Consider the following 21,935-nt stretch of genomic DNA (forward strand, 5'->3'; position numbering starts at 1 on the left):
TCTAGTCCGAGCTCTTGTTGTCGTGCGAACCAGGCATGGCACGCAGGCGCTCCGACGCGAGCGCTTTCAGTGCGGCATCGGGCTCCGTGCGCAGCGCCGCCTCCAATCGCTCACGGACGGCCGGCCCGCTCGATGCGCCCACAGCCCTGATCGCGAACTTCCGCACGCCGACGTTTGCGTCGCCGAGCAGTGTCGCCACCAGCGTATCCGCAATCGCCGCTGGCGCCGACGGGGCGCCCGAGGCGAGCGCCACGCGCACCTCCGGACGTTCGTCGCCGAGCGCCTTCAGCAGCGCGTCGTGCGCCGCCGGCACGTCGATGCGCAACAACGCATGGACGGCGCGCGCGGCCATCCACGGCTCGTCGTCGCGCAGCAACTCCACCAGTGGCGCAACGTCCGACGCCTCAAAGCCCTCGTACATCCTGGGCGACGGCTCGATCTGGCCCAATCGCCCGCGCAGTTCCGCGGCAGTCATCCGCATGCTCTCCTCTCCTCAGCAATTGCGCGAGAGTGCGCTGTCCCGCATTCGCGTCCGGTTCGTGTCGTCGATCTCAGGCGGAACGTTCGTCCAGCCAACGTTTGGGTTCATGAGCAGGTCGGTGTTTGTCACATGCCTGGCCCCCAGGACGTGCGCGACCTCGTGCGCCGTGAGCCACCGCGCCGCCGACTGCACCACCGCGGCGTTCGGCTGGGCGGCCGGCGAGACCGCGCACCCGAGGAAGTTACCCGTGGGCGAGACCAACGACTGCACCACATACACGACGATGTCGTCGGCGCCAACGTTGTTGCGATTGCCGGCCAGCGTGACTTGTTCCGCCGTCGGCGCACCGAGAATGCAATTGGCCACGTCGAGCGCCGTCAGGTTGGCCAGGGTCGCATCGCCGCTCAGGTCCTCGACGGTACCGAAGTTCGTGGCGATGCCGATGTCGTCGAAGAGCTTCCACATCGCGTCGTACTGTGCATCGATGAACGTCTGCACCGCCGCCGTGTTGGCGATCAGCGTCTTGAAGTGCACGCGGATGAACTGATCGCATGCCCGCCCCGTGTCGCTGCGCAGCGACCAGTTCAGCTGGCCCGCGTTGAGATCACCAAGCCACCAGTGTCCGTCGCCGTTGTAGTAGAAGAGCAGCTGCGTCCGTCCGGCGACGCTGAAGTTGCCCTGCCAGGTCGGGTGACGGCCGTCGAGGAGGTCGCCGAAGCCGGCGCTCTGGCTCACGAGGCGCCACTGGATCTGGCGGTTCGCGAAGTCGCCAAGCCACCAGTGACCGTCGCCGTTGTAGTAGAAGAGCACCTGCGTGCGACCGGCGCCCGTGAAATCGCCGAACCGGATCGGGTGGCGGCCGTCGAGCAGGTTGCCGAAGCCGGCGCTCTGACTCGCGAGATTCCATTGGATCTGCCCGTTGACGAAGTCACCGAGCCACCAGTGACCGTCGCCATTGTAGTAGAACAGCACCTGGGTGCGGCCGCCCCCGGTGAAGTCGCCTAACCAGATGGGGTGACGACCGTCGAGCAGGTTGCCGAATCCGGCGGTCTGGCTCACGAGACTCCACTGGATGCTGCCGTTCACGAAGTCGCCGAGCCACCAGTGGCCGTCGCCGTTGTAGTAGAACAGGATCTGCGTTCGGCCCGCACGCGTGAAGCTCCCGAGCCAGATGGGGTGCCGTCCGTCGAGCAGGTTGCCGAACCCCGCCGTCTGGCTCGCCAGGCTCCACTGCATCTGCCCATTCACGACGTCGCCGAGCCACCAGTGGCCGTCGCCGTTGTAGTAGAACAGCACCTGGGTGCGGCCGACGCCGGTGAAGTCGCCTAACCAGACGGGATGGCGACCGTCGAGCAGGTTGCCGAAGCCCGCGCTCCGGCTCACCAGGCTCCACCGGATCTGCCCGTTGACGAAGTCGCCGAGCCACCAATGCCCATCGCCGTTGTAGTAGAACAGGATCTGCGTACGGCCGACGCCGGTGAAGTCACCGAGCCAGATGGGATGGCGACCGTCGAGCAGGTTGCCGAAGCCCGCGCTCTGGCTCACCAGGCTCCACCGGATCTGCCCGTTGACGAAGTCGCCGAGCCACCAGTGACCATCACCATTGTAGTAGAACAGGATCTGCGTACCGCCGACGCCGGTGAAGTCACCGAGCCAGATGGGATGGCGACCATCGAGCAGGTTGCCGAAGCCCGCGCTCTGGCTCACCAGGCTCCACGCAATCTGTCCGTTGGTGTCGTCGCCTAACCACCAGTGGCCGTCGCCGCTGTAGTAGAAGAGCACTTGCGTGCGACCCACCCCGGTGAAGTCGCCAAGCCAGACCGGATGCTGACCGTCAAGCAGATTGCCGAAGCCACTCCAGCACGTCATGGATCCCTCGCGGAACGAGTGCCGCACGAACACACGCGTCATTGCGCGCGCTGCAAGGCGCGCAAAGGTTGTGCCGGGCACGAATCGTGTCTCGGGCGACCCGTGGGACGCCCTCCCGCCCGAATCGCGCGGCGAAACGCCGCGTGCCTGGCTCAGGACTGTCGCGCGGATCCTCGGCCGAGTGCGAACTCAGCCGCCAGGATCCCGGCGGCCTCGGCGGTCCCAAACTCTCGATGGCAGGGAGCAGCTCTGCGGTGGCGTGCCACCGCTCGCCGCGGCGCGCCGTGGATGCGGGCGCCGTGCACGCACACCTAACGCGCCATCGCGTCGGTAAACGCCCCCCACCACGCCGTTCGCGACACCGGCCCCATGTAGAGCTCCAGCGCGATCATGCAGCCGAGCACGACCGGCCACACGACGTCGCGCACGATGAGCCAGAGCATGATCGCGTTGCCCAGCCAGAAGCTCGCGTGCAGCCCGGTCATGAAGGGGAGTCCGACGAGCGACCCGCTCAGGAAGCGCGCCAGCGCCGGCGGAATCGCCAGCATCGCGGTCGCCCCCAGCGCGCGACGATGAATCGCGGTGCGCCGCACGTTGGCCAGCGCCACGGAGAGCAGCGCGGTGAAGAGCACGAGCGCGGTGACGTCGTAGACCACCAGCATCCGCGCGAGCGGGCGAAAGCCGGGGTTCGCCATCCCGCCCCGCAGGATCGACTCCATCATCGGGATCGACGTGACGATCATCGCCACGGCCATCGCGATCATCACCTGCGCCACGCGACGATGCCAGGCGCGCTCCCCGCGGTCGATGAGCCAGGCCTGCAGCACGAGGCCGACGAGCCAGCCGCTGGCGGTGAAGCCGTGCAGCGTGTGCGCGAGGTCCTGCGCCCGGAGGCTCCGAAAGAACGACGGCCAGAAGCCGAGCACGACGACGCCGAGGCTGGCCAGGAGCCACCAGTGATCAGGACGCCCCGTGCGGCGAAGCGGCGTGGACGGACGATCGGCGAGCGTGGGGGCGACGGAGGAGGTCATGCGTGGAGCGGCGGGGAATCGGCGAGGCGGCGGCGGGGTTGGCGCTCGACCCAAGGCACTGGCCCGCCGGAGTATCGCACGATGTCAGTTTACTGACAAGTCCCGCCCGTCACGCGCATTGCACGCCTACCTGCACGCCTACCTGCACGCCTACCTGCTCGCCCGCAGCGTCTCCCCCGCGCGTCAGCGCGGCGGGGGGCGCCGCACGTACCCCACGCCGTCGAGCCAGATCGCGGTCTTGGGATCGCTCGGGTCGGCGATGAGCATGCGCGATTCGACCGAGCCGTCGTCGTAGCTGATCTGCAGCATCAACCCCTCGATGCGGTAGCGCCCGCGTCGGTCGGGGGCGACGCTGCTGGTAGCGACCGAGGCGTTCCCCGCCTCCGAACGGCCACCGGCCCCGCCACCGCGCAGCACGCGTCCATCACTCCAGAAGCGATACTCGCGCCAGGCGACGACTTCCTGGCTGCCACCCACGGCGAGCGTCCCGGCCCCCGAGAGGGCACGGAAGAAGCCGTCGAGGCGGAAGCCGTCGGGGAGGCGTGGGTAGGTGGCCTGGAACGCCGGCCTCTCCCATCCCCGCTCCTTCGCCAGCTGCAAACTCCCGCCGGCCCGCCGCCACCGCGTCCAGTCGTCCGGGTTGGCGCGCCGGTGCGCCTCGAGCCCGGCCGGGAACGAGAGCCCCGTGACGTCGATGAGGGCCTCACCGGTCGCGAAGAGGACGATGGGGTAGATGTCGAGCGTCATGAATCCCCCGACGCCCATCTTGGCGCGTGTATCGAAGCCGAACGAATCGACCTGCTCGAGCAGCGGTGCGCGCGGGGGAGGCGGGGGCGCAGCCGCAGCGGCGGTCGCGGCTGGTGTGATGGTCGCGACTGGTGCGGCGGTTGCGGCTGCCGCGGCGCCAGCGGCACCCCCCGACGCCACGGCAGGAGCGTTGGTAGTCGTCGGCGCCGGCGACTCGGCGGCAACCGCCGTTACCCCTGGCGGCGCCGTCGCGACGCCTAACGCCGCCAGCATGCGCGGCGCGTTGGTGGCGAACTGCGCCTCCGGCCGCTTGGTCGACTGCAGCGTCGCGCGGCAGGCGAGGACGCTCAGGTTCCCGTACTTCTTCACCACGGCGGCGCGCGCCTGGTCGACCTGCGCGCGCTGCACCGGGTCGCCGTCAAGCTCCGCCAGCCGCATCCGCAGCAGGTCGATCCGGTTGGCCGATCGCCACGTCTCCACCTGCGCCGCATCGTTCGCTGAGAGCCCCTTGGCGGCGGCGCACTTCGCGGCGAAATGATCGTAGGTCAGGAGCGCCGCGACGGCCTGCGAGAAGTCGGGGTCGTGCATGTCGGGGCGCTGGGCCGCGGCAGGCCGAGGGGCGAGGCAGGAGGCGCCCAGCACGAGCAGGACGGGGACGATGAAGCGGCGCACGGGCATCGGCACGGAAGCGGGGACGGTCGGGGCGACTGGACGGCCAGTAGTATCGCCGTCCGCCCCGAAATTCTGTGAGCTACGCCGACTGGCGTGACGCGAGATGCGCGCGCGGCCCCGTCCCCCTGCCTCCGCCCGACCCTGCCCCCTACGGCTTCGCCTTGAGTCGACTGATCACCGGAGCAACCGGGAGCGCCCCGAGGTCGACGACCTTGCCGTCCTTGATCACGGCGTTGATGCGCCGATAGTTGCGCGCGCTCTCGAGCGGATTGGCGTCGAGCATGACGAGATCCGCGATCTTGCCGCGCTCGAGCGTCCCGAGCTCGCGGTCCACCTTGTAGGCGCGGGCGATGTTGCTGGTGGCGCTGGCGAGGATTTCCATGGGCGCCATCCCCGCCTCTTCGAGCGCGACGAGGGCGTTGAAATGTCCCTCGCCGAGCTTCACGCGAGCGTCGATGGTGTCCGACACCAGGGTCGGCGACTCGGCGAGCAGGACCGGGTTTTCGACGCCGGCGTCGGTGGAGACCATGAGGCGCACGCCGCCCTTGACCATGTTGCGGATGTTCACCGCGGCAATCTTCATGTACGGCGTGAGGACGCCGTTAGGCGAGTGCTTCTCCATCGATTCGATCTGGCGCCGGGTGACGGCGAGGACCGACACGGCGGTCCCGCGCGCCACCATCTTCGCGATCGTCTCCTGCGGGATCGGATAGCGCGGGCCCGAGATGTCGCCGTGCGTGAGGATGTCGACACCGGCCTCGACGGCCATGTCGATGCTCTCGGGGGAGGTCACGTGCGCCTGTACCGTCTTGCCGGCGCGGTGCCCCTCGTCGACGATGACCTTCTGGGCGCGTTCCGAGAAGGAGATGAAGTTCATGTCGACGTGCCCGCTGGCGCCGTACTTGAGGAAGTCCACGCCTAACGCGGTGTAGGCACGGATCGCGGCGCGCAGCGAGTCGGGGGGCATCCACAGCAGTTCGCGCCCGGTTCCCTGCTCCCACGTGTCGTTGGTGCGCTTGACGAACGCCTTGCTCAGGTGATCGGCCGACATGCCGCGAAAGTCGGGAGAGAAGGGGCCGCCGAAGCCGATGATGTTCCCGGCAAAGTAGATCCGGCTTCCCGGCGCCTGGCCGGCGGCGATCATGTCGCGCGCCTTGGCCAGCGGGGCGCGCGGCCCCCAGGTGTCGAAGACCGTCGTCATCCCGGTCTTGAGGGCGATCTGCGCCCCCTCCAGGACGACCTCGTGGTAACGATCCTCGAGCTTGACCAGGCTCTCGACGTCGCCGTTGAGGTAGAGGTGCAGGTTGGCGTCCATGAGCCCAGGGATCACGAACTTGCCACGTCCGTCGATGCGCGTGGCCCCCTTGGGAACGGTCACCTCGGCCGCCGAGCCTAACGCAGTGATCCGGCCGTTGGTGATGAGGACGATGGCGTCGGCGATCGGGGGGCGCCCGGTCCCGTCGATCGCGGTCGCGCCGGTGATCGCGAGGACCTGCGCGGTGGCCGGCGTGGCGACGATCAGGAGGACGGACGCGAGGACGGAGGCGAAGACGGACGCGAAGCGAGCGGAGATGGCCGGCATGGCGGGCGCTGAAGGTTCGGGATCGACGGCTCATCGTGAACCGGCGCCACTACGCTGCAGCGTCGCGCCTCGCTTGTCGAGGCGCGCGACCGGCATGGAGTTGCCGGCCGCGACGCCCGCGAGCGTATGCTACTGCCGGTGGTACGACAGTCCGGCGCGTGTTGCCTGCTCCACCGCCACGACCATCGCGGGGACGAGGTGGACGCCGGGGAGGATGTGTGTGCGCAGCTCGTCGTACACCACCTTCGCGTCGAGCCCGGGGCTGGCGAAGCTGCAACGCGTTGTGCGGGCCCCCCCGCCGCCCCCGCGCGGCCCCCGGGGCCCGCCCCCCCCCCGCGGGGGCCCCGCCCCCGGCCCCGGCGCCCGGCGCGCGCGCGCCGGCGCCCCCCCCCCCCCCCCCCGGGGGCCCGGCCCCGCGGGCCCGGCCCCCGCGCCCCCGCCCGGGGGGCGGGCGTGGTCCGCGCATGTTCCGTTGCGTGTGGCGAGGCATCATCACGCCAACCCCGAAACGAACTCCCCATGACTGACCACGTCTCGGCCATCCGCGCCCGGCGCGCCGAATCCAACCAGGCGATCGCCCAACGCGACGCGGATCGCGTCGTGGCGGTGATGCTCGACGATGTATCGGTTTCGGTGGCGGGGGGGCCGGTGCTCACGGGGCGCGCGGCGAACCGGGCAGCGTTCGCCGAACAGTTTGCCGATCGGGCCTTTCGCGGCTACGTACGCGAGGCCGACGAGATTGTCGTGCACGATCCGCCCACCGAGGCCACCGAACGCGGGCGCTGGACGGGGCGATGGCAGGTGGGCATTCGCACCGAGACGATGCGCGGGAGCTACCTCGCCCGGTGGCGACGGGATGCGCTGGGGTGGTTCATCGTCTCGGAGGTCTTCGTCCCCGGGTAGCGCACCGTGAGGAGTGCTCAACCCGGGCGGCGCCGGGCCTAACGCTGGAACCGCTCCACGCGTCGCCGGTGGCCCGCGACCGCCTCGCGCGATACGTTCTTGGCGCCGCGTCCCCGTCACCGGCGCGTCGTCGCCGTTCGCCCGCCCTTTTCGAGGGTCCCCGTGCAGCTCACCGACATCCCGTTTGGCGTCACCGACTGGCGCGAGGTCCCGGCCACCGAGCATCCCGGCGAGACGGGGATGGCCCGCTGGCGCACGAAGCAGTTCGGCGCGATTCGCGTGCGCATGGTGGAGTACTCGGCCGACTACCTGGCCGATCACTGGTGCGAGAAGGGGCACATCCTGCTGTGCGTCGCCGGCGTGCTCGACACTGAACTGGTCGACGGGCGCGTGTACACGTTGCACCCTGGGATGAGTTACCAGGTGGCCGACGGGGCGGCCGCGCACCGCTCGCGGACCACGGGCGGTGCCACGCTGTTCATCGTCGACTGATCGATTCATGTCCTCCATCTACGACCAGCACCTCGGCCGCACCGCCGCCAACTTCGCCGCGCTCTCGCCGGTGAGCTTCATCGAGCGCAGCGCCGAGGTCTTCGGCGACCTGCTCGCGGTGATCCATGGCGCGCGCCGCTATACGTGGCGCGAGACGCGCGAGCGGAGTGCGCGGCTGGCGGCGGCGCTACGCGCGATGGGGGTGGGGCGCGGGACGACGGTGAGCGTCATGCTCCCCAACACGCCGGAGATGATCGAGGCGCACTACGCCGTCCCGGCGCTCAACGCGGTGCTGCACGCCATCAACGTCCGCCTCGACGCGGCGCTGATTGCCTGGCAGATGCAGCACTGCGAGTCGGAGGTGCTGATCACCGATCGGGAGTACTCGGCGACGATGCGCACGGCGCTGGAGATCCTGCGGCGCGAGTACGGGCGCGAGGTGGTGGTCATCGACGTGGTCGACGCGCAGTACATGGGCGAGGGCGAGCGCATCGGTGCCGTGGAGTACGAGGGGCTGCTCATGGGGCACGCCCCGTTGGCGCAGCTCGAGGGGCCCGCCGACGAGTGGGACGCGATCGCCGTCAGCTACACGAGCGGCACGACCGGCGATCCCAAGGGGGTGGTGACGCACCATCGCGGCGCGTACCTCAACGCGGTGTGCAATGCGGTCACGTGGAACATGCCGCACTTTGCCCGCTACCTGTGGACCCTCCCGATGTTCCACTGCAACGGGTGGTGCTTCCCGTGGACCATGGCGATGCTGGGTGGGGTGCACGTGTGCCTGCGCAAGGTGGAGGTGACGGCGATCTTCCACGCCATGCGGGCCCACGGGGTCGACCACTACTGCGGCGCCCCGATCGTCCACACCATGATCTACCAGGCGCCGCCCGAGCTGCGCGAGGGGATCACGCACCAGGTGCGCGGGATGGTCGCCGCGTCGGCGCCGCCAGCCGCAATGATCGAGGGCATGGCGCGCATCGGCTTCGACATCACGCATGTGTACGGCCTCACCGAGGTGTATGGCCCCGCCTCGGTTGCGGTAAAGCGCCCGGCGTGGGCGCACGAGTCGCTCTCCGAGCAGACGCGGCTCAACGGGCGGCAGGGGGTGCGCTACGCGCTGCAGGAGGGGATGACCGTGCGCCACCCCGAGACGCTCGAGGAGTGCCCGGCCGACGGCGAGACGATGGGCGAGATCATGTTCCGCGGCAACATCACGATGAAGGGATATCTCAAGAACCCGGCCGCCACCGAGCGGGCCTTTGCCGGCGGCTGGTTCCACACCGGCGACCTCGCGGTGCTGGAGCCCGATCGCTACGTCAAGATCAAGGATCGCAGCAAGGACATCATCATCTCCGGCGGCGAGAACATCTCGTCGCTCGAGGTGGAGGATGCCCTCTATCGCCACGCGGCCGTCGCGGCGTGCGCGGTGGTCGCCATGCCGCACCCCACCTGGGGCGAAGTCCCGGTGGCCTACGTCGAGTTGCGGCCGGGGGCGAGCGCATCGGCCAACGATCTGGTGCAGCACTGCCGCACCCTGCTGGCCGGCTTCAAGGTCCCGCGCGAGATCCGCTTCGAGGCGATCCCCAAGACCTCCACCGGCAAGATCCAGAAGTTCGTGCTCCGCGATCGCGCGGGATCGGCGTCGGCGATCGAGTAAGGCTCCCTGATCGCGCGGCCGCGACGCGGCAGTGCGGTGGCGCGTCGGTGCGGTGGCGCGGCGCCCCCGAGGGCGCGATCGCCCTACGGCGTCTTGGCCGCCGACAGCTGCTCGACGTACTGCCGCAGGCGCGTCCCCGCCGGGTCGAGCGCCGCCGCCGCCGCCAGGTACGGCGCCAGGTCTCCGCCTAACGGGATCGCCAGGCGCGTCCCGCGGTGCACGGCGTACGCCGTCCCCGCGTCCACCTCGAGCGCGGCGAGCGCCGAGCCGTACGCCGCCGAGAGGCCGATGTCGATCATCAGGACCTTGCCGCCAAAGCGCGGCATGATCGTCCCCGGGGTCACGGTGTGCCCGATGACCACGTGCTTGACCCCGAAGCGCGCCAGCACGCTGTCGACGTGTGCGGCGAGCAGGGGCTCGTCGGCCGACGCCAACCCGCGATACCAGAGCGGCCCCTCCGGATCCTCCGCGATGTTCCCCTCGGGCGGCGACGTGCTTCCGGAGAGTGCGGTGCGCACCCCGGCGTTCATCGCGGCCATGGTGGAGTCGACGTACTTCGGGCCGATTCCGCCGTGCACGAAGAGATAGTCGTTGATCTTGACCATCGCGTTGTTGCCACGGATCCACGTGGCGTAGCGCCCGTTCCCCTCGAAGGCGAGGCGGTGTTCCACCCACCCCAGCGGGTGCTCGGCGTACCACTGCGCCTTGTACGTGTCATCCGTGCGCCTGGCGGAGTCGGAGAGCACGGCCCAGGCGCGCCCCTGCAGCTTGGACGAGTTGGAGCTGCGAAAGGCGGCGTACTCACCGGGGTCGACGTAGCGCAGGTCGCCCAGGACGTTCATCGCCTCGTGGTTCCCCACCAGCGCATGCACGCGCCCCCCCGCCGCCTTGGCCTCATCGGCGAGCGACATGAGCAGCTCCATCACCTTGCGCGAGTCGGGGCCGCGATCGGGGACATCGCCGGTCTGCACCAGGTGCGTGCGCCCCCCCGTCCATCGCGCCCGGCCGTCGATCACCCCCAACTGCCGAAGGAGGGTGACGAACTGCTGGTAGTCGCCGTGTACGTCACCCACCGCGACGATGCGCGGGACGTCGGTGAAGACCTCCTGCGCGCGCGCCACGCACGGTGAGGCGAGCAGGGAGAGGAGCAGCAGGGTCGGTGCGCGTCGAGGCATGCGAAAGGGGAGGGGGCGCTGGATTCTACCCCGGGACCGTCAGATTGGCACGGGGAGGAGGCCAACGCGGTCGTTCCCTGAGGCGAGCGGCGGGTGCTGGCCCTCCCGTGACGCGCGCGCGAGATTCGGCGCAGCGACCACGCCACATCCTCTCCGCGCACCCGGCGCGCCTCCCATGACCGATACCACCACCGAACCGCTCGTGATCCGCGTGCAGGACGCACGCGGCGTGGTCACCCTGACCATGAATCGCCCCTCCGCCTTCAACGCGCTGAGCGAGGCGATGCTCGACGCCTTGCAGCGCGAGCTGGACGCCATCGCCGCCGACGCCACGGCGCGCGTGGTCGTCATCAAGGGGGCAGGGCGCGCCTTCTGCGCCGGCCACGACCTCAAGGAGATGCGCGCCGAGCCCTCACAGGACTACTACGAGCGGCTGTTTGCCCAGTGCGGGCGCATGATGCTGTCGATCCAGCGGCTCCCGGTGCCGGTGATCGCGCAAGTGCACGGGATCGCGACCGCCGCCGGGTGCCAGCTCGTGGCGATGTGCGACCTGGCCGTCGCCACCACCGATGCACGCTTTGCCGTGAGCGGGGTCAACCTCGGCCTCTTCTGCTCGACGCCGAGCGTGGCGTTGTCGCGCAACGTGGGGCGCAAGGCGGCATTCGAGATGCTGGTGACCGGCGCGTTCATCAGCGCCGATCAGGCGTTGGCGCGCGGGCTCGTCAATCGGGTCGCCGCGGCCGATGCGCTGGAGATGGAGGTCGAGACGCTCGCGGCGTCGATCGTCGCCAAGCCTCGCGTGGCCGTCTCGATGGGGAAGGCGCTCTTCTACCGGCAGCTGGAGACGGGAATCGAGGCCGCCTATCGAGACGCCGAGCGCACGATGGCCTGCAACATGATGGAAGAGAGCGCGCTGGAGGGGGTGCAGGCCTTCATCGAGAAGCGCTCGCCCAAGTGGTAGGGAGACGCGCTGCGACGCACCGCACCTAACGACGCGGGGCCCGGTCGCCAGCTGCAGCGACCGGGCCCCGCGATTCGTTGGCGGGTGGTTATGGCGTGAAGGTCCCCTGCCGCTGCCCGATCCGGTACAGCGCGCCGTCGACCAGGCCGCCGTTCGCCGAGATCCACCCCGTCATGGCGACATTCCACGTGGTGACGGTGCCGGCAATCGGTCCCCACGTGTTCTGCCACCCGCTCACGCCCGCAAAGTCGGGGATGCCCAGATCGAGCGTCGATCCGGCGCCGAGATAGGCCGCCGACATCGTGATCGAGACGGCGCGACGCGACGACGTGGCGATCTGCGTGAAGTTGACCGACCAGAAGTCCTGGTAGTCGTTCTGCCGCGTCACCTGCGCACGCAGCCGGGCATACGGTGCGCTCGCCAGCGTCGAGATGGTCGGCGTCCCCACCACGGCGCCCAGCGTCACCGAGGCGTTGGCCGGGTCACGGAAGGCCGCGGTGACCGAGCGAATCTGGGTGGCTAACGATCCGGAGATGGTGGCCGCGTTGACGGCGATGGCCTGCACATCCCCAGCCGCCGTCTTCGTCGACGGGACGATGGGGATGGTGAGCGTCGACCCGGTGGCGAGCGAGACCGCGCCGAGCGAACCGTACGAGAGCGTGTTCGTGATGAAGGTGTTGGACGCCGCCACCTGCTCGCCGCCGGCGATCCCGTTGATCGTCACCGATGTGCTGGCGGGATCGAAGGCTTCGGGGCCGTTGAAGTCGACCGTCCCCACCGAGCTGAGATTCGGGGGATTGATCCCGCGCTTGAGATAGATCTTGGTGAGCGTCAGCGGGTTCGCGACGTTGGATGCGTTGAACGACGAGCGGGTGGCGACGAGGTCGCGCACGCCATCGGGGACACCGGTGATGGTGAAGTTGGGCTGTGCCTGCGTCGGCGACAGCTGCGCGAATGCGTTCCCGACGGCGACCGACGCGAAGTCGTTGGCCGACTGGAAGCCGGTGACGGTCCCATTCACGGTCTTGAGGAAGGTCCCCAGCGGCGGGCAGGGGCCCGTCCCCTGGCCGGAGAGTTCGGCGCGCGTGCCGTGCACGATGTTGAGCGTGAAGTTGTCGGGGTTGTTCTGTATCACGTAGGCGACCGCGCCGCGCGTCCCGATGTCGAAGGCGTAGCGGTTGCCGGCCCCCATTTGCACCTGCGACCATGGCGCGGTCGGGCCGCCGTCCTGGTAGGCGAACCAGACCGGGAAGCCGGTAACGCTGCAGAAGGTCCACGCCACATTCCCGCCTGACGAGACCTGCGTGATGACGAGGATGATGGAGAGCTGCGTCGTCGCGATCCCGTTCCCCGAGGCGGTGACGGTGAGGGGATAGCTCCCGACCGCGGCGCCGCTCCCGACCGCCACGCCTAACGTGGCGCTCGAGCCGGTGGTGGCGGTCGTGGTGAGGGTGAGCGTGACCGCCGTTGGCGCCCCTGACGCCGCGAGATTCACCGTCCCGGTGAAGTTGCTGCGGGCAATCGTGAGCACGGTCGACGTGGTGCTCCCCGGCGCGACGTTGAGTGTCGCCGGCGAGGCGCTGAGCGCGACGCTCGACGAGCCGGCGCCGGTCGTCACCGTCAGGGCGATGGTCACCGTCCCCGGGGTCGCCTGGAAGCCGGCCCCCTGCAACACGACGTTGTACGTCCCCGGAACGGCCGCTGACGAAGCCGTGAAGGTGACCGCGACCGAGTTGCCGACCACCGGGCCGGCCGGGTTGTTGGTGGCCGTCACCCCCGCCGGGAGCCCCGACTGCACCGCGACGACTACGGTCCCGGCGAAGTTCGTGCGGGCGATGGTGATCGTCGTCGCGACGCCACTCCCGCCGGCCTGCACGCTGATGGCGTTAGGCGTGGCTGAGAGGGCGATCGACGCTCCCGCGGGGGCGGTCACCGTCAGGGTGAATGTCGCCGTCACGGCGGTGACCCCGCTCCCGCTCGCGGTGGTCGTGAGCGCGTAGGTCCCGGTGGCGGTCGACGCCGCCACGTTGACCGCGATGGTGGTGACGTCGCCATTCGCGGTCGTCGTCGTCGTGACCCCGGCCGGCGCGCCGCTCACCGCGATCGCCACGGCGCCCGTGTAGTTCGTGCGCACGACGCTCGCGGTGTAGCTCGTCGTCCCGCCTTGCACGGCGGAGGCCGTGGCCGGGGCGAGCGTCATCGCGATCGCCGGCTTGGCCGTCACCGTGAGCGAGACCGTTGCCGTCTGGTCGGTGACCCCGCTCCCCTGGGCGCGCACCACGAAGGTGTAGCTCCCCGGCGCGACCGTGGCGATGGCGCTGACCGTGATCGCCGACGACGTCGCCCCGCTTGCGACGGTCGCGGGATTGAACGTCACCGCGATCCCCGCCGGCACCGTCTCGGCGGTCAGCACCACGGGGCCGGTGAAGCTCCCGCCGCGTGTCACCGAGGCGTTCAGCGTCCCGCTGGCCCCCTGTTCGATCGGGAGCGTTGCGGGGGAGACGGCGATCGAGAGGCTCCCCTGAGTGTTGGGCGGCGTGGGATTGGTTCCCGAGTCGCCCCCGCCACCGCAGGCAGCGGTCGCCACGGTCAGGAGCGAAAGGGCGAGCAGACGACGGATGATGGGCACGGGGTCCTCCAGCGGCAGCTGGGCGCAGGGGCAGGGGGGCTCGGCCGCGTGAGCGACCGCACCCCGCATTGCGCAGGACCGCGCGAAAAGCGCGCATTTCCGTTTTCAGGTTCTTCGGCGGTGCACGCGGTCCGCGCGCGCCCGCCGATGCACCTACGGCCGGAGCACCGGGGTGAAGAGGCGCTCGGCGATGTGGATCGCCCCGGCCGGCGTCAGGTGTCCGTCGTCCCGCGTGGTGATCCCAACCGCGCCGGTGTCCAGCGCCACCAGGCAGCCGAGTGCCGTGCACTGGGCGTCGAGCGGCGCGATGAACGACGCGCCACCGCGCGCCGCGACCGCGCGCAGCGTGCTGTCGACCTCGCGCAGCTTGGGCATCATGTGCGGGTGCATGCGCGTAGGGGCCGCGCCGCTCGACAGGGCCATGAGCAGCAATCGAGGGACCGGCTGGTGATACTGGGCCGAGGAGCCGATGAGGATGACGCGGGGGATACCGAGCGCCTTGAGCGCGTCCAGCGTCTTCGCGACCTGCGGATAGGCCGGGTAGGAACTCCAGCGTCCGCTGAGGACGACGACGTCAGGGTGGCTCTCGGCGATGCGCGCGAGCGCGAATCGATTCAGCACGGCGCAGTTGGGGCGTGCCGCCTCCACGTAGTCGAGGATGGGGGCGCACCCCGCCGATGTCATCTGTGAGATCGTCGTCGAGTCGCCGAGGATGCGCTTGAGTCCGGGGCGCCAGTGCGCGGCGAACGAGTCGCCCCAGAGCACGACGTGCTGCGGCGGGTTTGCGCCTGACGGTGGGGTATAGCACCGTGGGTCGAAGGCCCGCTCGTCCCACATGATCATGCACAGCCCGGCGATCGTGTCCGAAGGGGTGGCGTCGGCATCCGTCGCATGGATGTCCACGGCATAGATGCGGCGATGGACCGCGTCGCCGCGCGCCGGAAAGCCCGCCTTCCACACGAGCACCAGCCCGGCGGCGAGCAACATCGCTTGCACCGTGCACAGGGCGACGACGATCCGCGTCCCGCTGGTGTGGCGCACCCACCGCTCGAGCACTCGATAGGTGAGGTACGCCGCCACGAAGGCGCCGAGCAGCGCCCCTCCCTTGGCGACGTACGAGACGTCGGGGTAGTGGATGCGGATGAGCGCGAGGACTGGCCAGTGCCACAGGTAGAGCGGATAGCTGATCAGCCCGATGCCGACGACGGCCGGATGCGACAAGATCGTGCGATTCACCCACGCCTTGGGGCCGGCGCTGATGAGGAGCGCCGTCCCGACCGTGGGGAGCAGGGCCCATGCCCCGGGAAAGACCGACGTCGTTCGCAGGAGGGCGAGGGCGAGCGCGATCAGCGACAGGCCGATCCACGCCATGGCGTCGCGGGTGTGCGCGATGCGCATGGCGTCGGCGTCGCCCCCTCCGCGCGTCGTCAGGCGCAAGACGAGGCGCGCCGGATCGCCGTGGGCGAAGACCGCGTACGCCACGAGGCTCCCCAGCAGGAGTTCCCACAGTCGCGTGACGGGGAGGTAGAACGCCGAGCGCGCGTCGGTGAACGAGAGCGTGAGGCTGATGGCGAAGGAGACGACCATCAGCCCGACCATCGGCGCCACGCGGTGCGAGCCGCGCCACAGGAAGGCGAGCACGAACGGCCAGAGCAGGTAGTACTGCTCCTCGATCCCGAGCGACCACAGGTGCAACAGCGGCTTGGCGTCGACGTCGGGGCCGAAGTAGTTCGTCTGCGTCCAGAACCTGATGTTGGAGACGAAGCCGGCCCCCGCCGCGACATCGCCCCCCAGGTCGGCGAGTTCACCGGGGAGGAGGACGAACCACCCCACCGCGAGACAGGTGACGAGGACCAGGCTCAGCGCCGGGAAGATTCGCCGGATGCGCCGCGCGTAGAAGTCGGCGATCGAGAACGTCCCCTTCTGCAGGCGCTGGAGGATGATCCCGCTGATGAGGAAGCCCGAGATGACGAAGAAGACGTCGACGCCGACGAAGCCGCCGGGCAGGACCCACGCCTTGGTGTGGTAGGCGACGACGGCGAGCACGGCGACGGCGCGCAGGCCATCGATGTCGGGGCGATACTCGCCGTGGGGCGCGCCTGACGAGTCGCGGGGCCGCGACGAGCCCTCACCCCGCGGGGGAGGCGACGGTCGAACACGACCTGTGGGAGCAGGTGCAAGGAGCGGCGAAGCCGTCATGCGTGCCAATGAGCCGGTGGAGGCAGCGCGAGCGCCTGCGCGCTGATCGGCGCCCGATGGGCTACCTCAGCGAGGTCCACCGCGAGCCGACGAATCATGCCAGCATCGCGCATTGGCTGCGTCGGGCGTACGTCACAATGCCCGGCGGAAAAGCGCCGTTCTTTACCGGTGCGTGACGTGCGCACTCGTTATGGTTGTGCTCGGTGGGCGAGTCGTGCGGCGAGGCCGCTGCGCGCGGGCTACGGCGTGGAGTCGGTCGGTGTCGCCGCCGGCGCTCGCCATCCCGGGACGAGCGTCGGAATGCGCCGCTGCGGGACGCGCCGACGTCCGAGGTAGGCGAGGTTGTCGCTCGGGATCACCCGCGTCTCGTAGTTGGTCGGGAAGTAGGCGAAGACGTAGCCCGACGTCACGGTGATGATCAGCGCCGAGTCGGTGGGGAAGGGGCGCGGGGGGATGCCGGCATTGGACAGGGAGATCGCCACGCGCGCCCCCTCGCCACGCCGGATACGCCCCGACACGATGTTGGCATAGACGATCTGGAACGAGATCGCCCACACGACGCCGGTCAGCAGCTGCAACGCCGCCAGGAAGCGCGGGTCGGTCATGCGCGGGTTCTTGCGGCGCCCCTCGAGGAACTTGCCCGGGTTGCGGTGCGAGGTCCACTGCCCGAACCAGACGTAGAAGCCGTAGACCAGCACCCCAGGGATCGCCGAGGCGAGCACGACGAACGGGTCGCGGATCGCCGCGAGCAGGAAGTCGGCGAGCTGCGCGTACTCCACGTAGTTGACCCCGAATCGCCGCAGCACCATTGCCTGGTGCAGGAGACCAAGCAGCGAGAGCACGACATACCCGGCGGTGATCCAGGCGCCGGTATGCTCGGCCATCAGCAGGCGCAGGAGCCCGCGCTCGGCACCTGAACGCGCCGCGAGCTCGCGCTCGAACTCTGCGCGATCGTCCGGCGAGAGCTCGTCGATCGTGGCCATGTCGTGAGGGGGAGTACGACTAGCTGGCCAGCACCGGCAACCGCCGGATCTTCTCCTCCCACTCCTTGGGGCCGGTCTCGTGCACGTTGCTCCCGGCGGCGTCCACTGCGACCGTCACCGGCATCTCCTGCACGTCGAATTCGTAGATCGCCTCCATCCCCAAATCGGCGAAAGCGACCACGCGCGACGAGCGGATGGCCTTGGAGACGAGGTATGCGGCGCCGCCAACCGCCATGAGGTAGGCCGCCTTGTGCTTGCGGATCGCCTCCAGCCCCACCGGGCCGCGCTCGGACTTGCCGATCATGGCGATGAGCCCGGTCCTGGCGAGCATCATCTCGGTGAACTTGTCCATGCGCGTCGCCGTCGTCGGCCCCGCCGGTCCCACCGCCTCGTCGCGCACCGGGTCGACCGGGCCCACGTAGTAGATGACGCGATTGGTGAAGTCGACCCCGTCGGGGAGCGGCTCGCCCTTGGCGAAGAGGTCGGCGATGCGCTTGTGCGCCGCGTCGCGCCCGGTGAGCAGCTTGCCGTTCAGCAGGAGGCGATCGCCGGCCTTCCACGTGGAGACGACTTCGGCCGTGAGCGTGTTGAGGTCGACGCGCTTGGCGTTGGCGTCGGGCTTCCAGGTCACTGCCGGCCAGTCCGACAGCTTGGGGATCGGGAGCTGTGCGACGCCCGAGCCGTCGAGCGTGAAGTGCGCGTGCCGCGTGGCCGCGCAGTTGGGGATCATCGCGATCGGCTTGGAGGCGGCGTGCGTCGGATAGTCGAAGATCTTGACGTCGAGCACGGTGGAGAGCCCGCCGAGCCCCTGGGCGCCGATGCCTAACGCATTGATCTTGTCGTGCAGCTCGATGCGCAGCTCCTCGATCTTGTTCTGCGGACCGCGGGCCTTGAGCTGCCCCATGTCGATGTGCTCCATCAGCGACTCCTTGGCCATCAGCATCGCCTTCTCGGCCGAGCCGCCGATCCCGATCCCCAGCATCCCCGGGGGGCACCAGCCGGCGCCCATCGTGGGGACGGTCTTGAGCACCCAGTCGACGATGGAATCGCTGGGATTGAGCATCGCGAACTTCGTCTTGTTCTCCGACCCGCCCCCCTTGGCGGCGAGCTTCACCTCGACCGTGTTGCCGGGGACGATCTCCGTGTGCACGACGGCCGGCGTGTTGTCGCGCGTGTTCTTCCGCGAGAAGGCCGGGTCGGCGACGATGGAGGCGCGCAGGACGTTGGTCGGCTCGAGGTAGGCGCGGCGAACCCCTTCGTCGACCATCTCCTGCAGCGACATCGTCGCATCCCAGCGCACGTCCATCCCGACCTTGAGGAAGACCACCACGATGCCGGTGTCCTGGCAGATGGGGCGGTGTCCCTCCGCGCACATGCGCGAGTTGGTGAGGATCTGCGCGATGGCATCCTTGGCGGCGGGGGACTGCTCGCGCTCGTAGGCGTCGGCCAGCGCGTGGATGTAGTCCAGCGGGTGGTAGTAGGAAATGTGCTGGAGCGCGTCGGCGATCGACTGGATGAAGTCGGCTTGTTTGATGGTCGTCATGGCGTGGAAATTAGGGGCCGGAGGGGGCGTTCCGCATCGGGGACGCGACCTGCTGGGCCGCGGAAGGGGCGCCGCCTCCGACGAAGGCCCGTCGCACGGTAGATTGGTGGTTGGCCGCGTCGCCTTGCCCTGGTGCCATGCAGATCCGCATCGTTCGCCTCAACAGCCGGAATCCGCTCGTCGCGATACTCGTGATCGCAGTGATCGTCGCGCTCCTCGCCTTTCTCTTCACCGCAGGGCTGGCGCTCGCCGTGGGTGGCGCTGTGCTCGGGGCCGTGGGCTATCTCGTCCGTCGCGTCGTCGGTGGACAGGTCCCGCGGGACGGGGGGCGCGTGATGGAGGGGGAGCGCGTCGTCGTGCTGGGCGAGGAGGTCTTCCCCCCGATCCCCGACCGGGGGACGTCCGCTCGCGACGCCGGCGGCGATCCGATCGAGGTGCGGCGCCTGCCAGGGCCCGAGGCATAGTCGGCCGACGATCCTGGATGAATCGTGCGCTGCCCGCCGTACGGGGGGCGCGTTCACGCCCCGCCGATTCCCGTGGGGGGGCGCACAGCCGGTAGATTGCGGTCGTCACTGTTTGTCGCTCCACCCCCCGTCGCGCCTCACACGTCGGTGAACCTCCAGGATCTGTACGCGCACTATGCGCCCGTCCTGCGCCCCATCCTGCGCGTCGGCCCCATTTTCGGGGGGATCGCGATGCTGGCGTGGCGCGTGCGCGAGACGCGCGTCCCGGTCTCGACCAAGGCGATCGTGATCCCGCCGGTCGCCATGAGTTCGGGCTTCGCGATCTTCGCAATGCCGATGGCGCGTGTCCCGTGGACGTGGGCGATTAGCGCGACGTTGCTCGGCCTGTTCGCCCTCTCCTGGCCGCTCGTGAACTCGACGCGACTCGAGCCGCGCGACGGGGTGATCTACATGAAGCGCTCGCGGGCCTTCCTCGCGATCCTGCTCGTGCTGCTGGCGGTGCGCCTCCTCCTGCACGACTACATCGGGCACCTCGTCTCGCCGCTGCAGACCGCCTCGCTCTTCTTCCTCCTCGCCTTCGGGATGATCGCGCGGTGGCGCTGGGTGATGTACCGGCAGTACCGCACCCTGACGGCGCCGAGGGGCTGACGATGGGCGCGTCGGGTGGTCAGCCGCCGTCGAGCGGGCAGGGGGGCGGGTGGGGGAGGGCGATGGTCGTCCTGACCATCCTCGGGCTCGTGGTGGCGCTCCTCATCCCGGTGATTGCGCGCTATCGGTCCCGGTAGCCGCGCGCGGGGAGGATGCCAGGCGCATCGCTCCGCATGCCGCGCGCCAACCACAGGGGTGCAGATGACACAGGGCGGCGCCCGGGTCGCGGACGCCGCCCTGTCATGTCACGGCTGTTACTGCAGCACCACGCGGAAGATCACCGTCGTCCCACTCACCTCATTCCCCACGATGAGGAGTGGCGCCCCGTTAGGCGATCGGGCCGCCGGGACGAAGTGGATCCCCTCGGGTCCCAGGTCGCCGGCCGCTCCGTCGCGGGTGTTGGCGTAGGTGACGAACTGCGGTGCGGTGGGACGGGTGACGTCGTAGACCATGATCCCGCCCACGCGCTCCAGTCCGATGAAGGCGAAGGTCTTGCTCCCCAGCCTGCCGATGACGACCCCTTCGGGCTCCGGTCCCTTGTTGTCGCTCCGATCGTCGAACGAGTTCCCGGTGCTGCCAGCGTTGAACTGCACCATCGGGAGCGCGCTCGTTCGTCGCTCCAGCTCCTCGCCCGAATCCCACAGCTGACGACCGTCGGCGCTCCAGATGCTGAAGGAGCGCGTGCCGAAGGCGTAGAGCGTCTGCCACTGCCCGGTCGCCGCGTTCATCCCCATCGCCTTGGTCACCATGAGGCGTGCGAGGTTGGCATCGCCGGCACAGCTGCCGCCGCAGCGCGCGCTGGTGAAGATCGCCGGATCGAGCTGCGTCCCGACCGGGACTTCTTCCTTGTAGGCGGCGTAGTCGCGCGGGTCTCCCTCATTGGCGGTGACCAGGTAGGTCGCCCCCTGCGCGGTGTAGGCGGCGATGGCGTCCGGCTGGTACATCCCGAGGACGGGCCATGGGCGGATGTTGACCCGCTGGTCGCGATCGCTGGCATCGAAGCCGTGGCCGGCCACGTTGTGGTCGCGGTAGCCTAACGCGACGACCTGCTCGACGCGTGCGCCCAGCACGTCGATGATGGCCAGCGCGTTGTTCTCCTGCAACGTCGCCCAGGCCCGTCGCCCGTCGGCGGAGACGGCGATGAACTCGGGCTCGAGGTCCTGTGCCGCGCTGGCGTTGGGACCGAAGATGCGGACTCCGCTGCGCCGCAACGACTCCTCCTTGCCGTTCCACGCCGTGAAGTCGGCGAAACGCACGGTCGGGTGCGTCACGTCGTGCACGTCGATGATCCCGACCGATCCCTCGGGGTCGAGCTGGTACGACGGGTCCGGCTCTCCCTCGTTTGCCACCAGGACGGTGCTTCCATCCGGGGTGAAGGTCACCATGTCGGGGAGTGCGCCGACGGAGACGCTGCTGATCAGGTCGAGCGTCGCGGCGCGATAGAAGGCCACGGTGCCGGGAGCGGTCTTGACCGGCCCCTCGATGGCGATGGCGACCACGCCCGAATACGCCGCCACGCTGTTGGCCCCCGTCCCGAACTGTCGCACGCTGATGGACGACACGAGCGTGGGAGCCGACGGGACGCGCAGGTCGAGGACATCGACGGTGCCAAGCGCGCCGTTCACGACGAACAGGCGCTGGCTCACGTGATCGTACGCGGTGATCTCCGCGGCTGCGGCACCGGCGCCAGCATACGAGCCGATCTTCTTCAGGGAGATCGTCTCTGGCGTGGCCTCGGCGGGGGGCGTCACGGGGGCCGCGCCGTGCGTTGCACTCGCCGAGGGGGTGGCGGCGCGCGAGCCGCTACAGGCGGCGGCCAGGATGAGACTGACAGTAGTGCGAACGAGGTGAGGCTTCATGCGACAGGGACGGAGCGGCGTGGGCGGCGGTCACGGACAA

At 69.6% G+C, this 21,935-nt stretch carries 17 protein-coding genes; 6 read left to right on the top strand and 11 right to left on the bottom strand.

What is annotated here, in order from left to right; translation table 11 throughout:
* Position 1: 1 nt before the first annotated feature.
* From IPN47_17400 to IPN47_17420, 5 genes are all read right to left on the bottom strand, one after another.
* Complete coding sequence (locus tag IPN47_17400; protein ID MBK9409782.1) at positions 2-448, bottom strand: HEAT repeat domain-containing protein; 447 nt, start codon at positions 446-448, stop codon at positions 2-4.
* 45 nt (positions 449-493) lie between these two features.
* A complete protein-coding gene (locus IPN47_17405) occupies positions 494-2,350 on the bottom strand; it encodes a hypothetical protein (GenBank protein ID MBK9409783.1) in 1,857 nt (618 codons plus the stop codon).
* 311 nt (positions 2,351-2,661) lie between these two features.
* On the bottom strand, positions 2,662-3,381 hold the full coding sequence (locus IPN47_17410) for a hypothetical protein (protein MBK9409784.1): 720 nt from the start codon (positions 3,379-3,381) through the stop codon (positions 2,662-2,664).
* A gap of 183 nt (positions 3,382-3,564) precedes the next feature.
* A complete protein-coding gene (locus IPN47_17415; protein ID MBK9409785.1) occupies positions 3,565-4,800 on the bottom strand; it encodes a hypothetical protein in 1,236 nt (411 codons plus the stop codon).
* A 148-nt stretch (positions 4,801-4,948) separates the two neighbouring features.
* Positions 4,949-6,382: an amidohydrolase family protein gene (locus IPN47_17420; GenBank protein MBK9409786.1), complete on the bottom strand. Its 1,434-nt coding sequence runs from the start codon at positions 6,380-6,382 to the stop codon at positions 4,949-4,951.
* Positions 6,383-6,901: 519 nt separating this feature from the next.
* Here IPN47_17420 and IPN47_17425 point away from each other — a divergent pair.
* The 3 genes from IPN47_17425 (at position 6,902) to IPN47_17435 (ending at position 9,434) form a co-directional block, all read left to right on the top strand.
* Complete coding sequence (locus IPN47_17425; protein ID MBK9409787.1) at positions 6,902-7,285, top strand: nuclear transport factor 2 family protein; 384 nt, start codon at positions 6,902-6,904, stop codon at positions 7,283-7,285.
* 162 nt (positions 7,286-7,447) lie between these two features.
* Complete coding sequence (locus IPN47_17430) at positions 7,448-7,777, top strand: DHCW motif cupin fold protein (protein MBK9409788.1); 330 nt, start codon at positions 7,448-7,450, stop codon at positions 7,775-7,777.
* A 7-nt stretch (positions 7,778-7,784) separates the two neighbouring features.
* A complete protein-coding gene (locus IPN47_17435) occupies positions 7,785-9,434 on the top strand; it encodes an acyl-CoA synthetase (GenBank protein ID MBK9409789.1) in 1,650 nt (549 codons plus the stop codon).
* Positions 9,435-9,517: 83 nt separating this feature from the next.
* On the opposite strand, the gene IPN47_17440 is transcribed toward IPN47_17435, so the two are convergent.
* Positions 9,518-10,609 carry a metallophosphoesterase gene (locus tag IPN47_17440; GenBank protein ID MBK9409790.1) on the bottom strand — a complete coding sequence of 364 codons (1,092 nt, stop codon included), beginning with the start codon at positions 10,607-10,609 and terminating at the stop codon, positions 9,518-9,520.
* A gap of 175 nt (positions 10,610-10,784) precedes the next feature.
* Here IPN47_17440 and IPN47_17445 point away from each other — a divergent pair, with 175 nt between their 5' ends.
* A complete protein-coding gene (locus tag IPN47_17445) occupies positions 10,785-11,570 on the top strand; it encodes an enoyl-CoA hydratase (GenBank protein MBK9409791.1) in 786 nt (261 codons plus the stop codon).
* 88 nt (positions 11,571-11,658) lie between these two features.
* Here IPN47_17445 and IPN47_17450 read toward each other — a convergent pair whose 3' ends face one another.
* From IPN47_17450 to IPN47_17465, 4 genes are all read right to left on the bottom strand, one after another.
* Positions 11,659-14,199, bottom strand: a complete 2,541-nt coding sequence (locus tag IPN47_17450; GenBank protein ID MBK9409792.1) for a hypothetical protein — start codon at positions 14,197-14,199, stop codon at positions 11,659-11,661.
* A gap of 153 nt (positions 14,200-14,352) precedes the next feature.
* Positions 14,353-16,245: an acyltransferase family protein gene (locus IPN47_17455; GenBank protein MBK9409793.1), complete on the bottom strand. Its 1,893-nt coding sequence runs from the start codon at positions 16,243-16,245 to the stop codon at positions 14,353-14,355.
* A gap of 392 nt (positions 16,246-16,637) precedes the next feature.
* Entirely contained in the window at positions 16,638-17,381 is a 744-nt protein-coding gene (locus IPN47_17460; GenBank protein MBK9409794.1) for a hypothetical protein, read from the bottom strand.
* A gap of 19 nt (positions 17,382-17,400) precedes the next feature.
* Complete coding sequence (locus tag IPN47_17465) at positions 17,401-18,924, bottom strand: fumarate hydratase (GenBank protein ID MBK9409795.1); 1,524 nt, start codon at positions 18,922-18,924, stop codon at positions 17,401-17,403.
* 137 nt (positions 18,925-19,061) lie between these two features.
* On the opposite strand from IPN47_17465, the gene IPN47_17470 reads away from it, so the two are divergent.
* Positions 19,062-19,388: a hypothetical protein gene (locus IPN47_17470; GenBank protein MBK9409796.1), complete on the top strand. Its 327-nt coding sequence runs from the start codon at positions 19,062-19,064 to the stop codon at positions 19,386-19,388.
* Between the two features lie 147 nt (positions 19,389-19,535).
* On the top strand, positions 19,536-20,036 hold the full coding sequence (locus IPN47_17475; GenBank protein MBK9409797.1) for a cytochrome c biogenesis protein CcdC: 501 nt from the start codon (positions 19,536-19,538) through the stop codon (positions 20,034-20,036).
* Between the two features lie 254 nt (positions 20,037-20,290).
* Here IPN47_17475 and IPN47_17480 read toward each other — a convergent pair whose 3' ends face one another.
* Positions 20,291-21,895, bottom strand: coding sequence for a choice-of-anchor I family protein (locus tag IPN47_17480; GenBank protein MBK9409798.1), 1,605 nt, complete (start codon positions 21,893-21,895; stop codon positions 20,291-20,293).
* Between the last annotated feature and the right edge of the window lie 40 nt (positions 21,896-21,935).

It is taken from the genome of Gemmatimonadota bacterium, assembly GCA_016719105.1.
GTDB lineage: Bacteria > Gemmatimonadota > Gemmatimonadetes > Gemmatimonadales > Gemmatimonadaceae > SCN-70-22.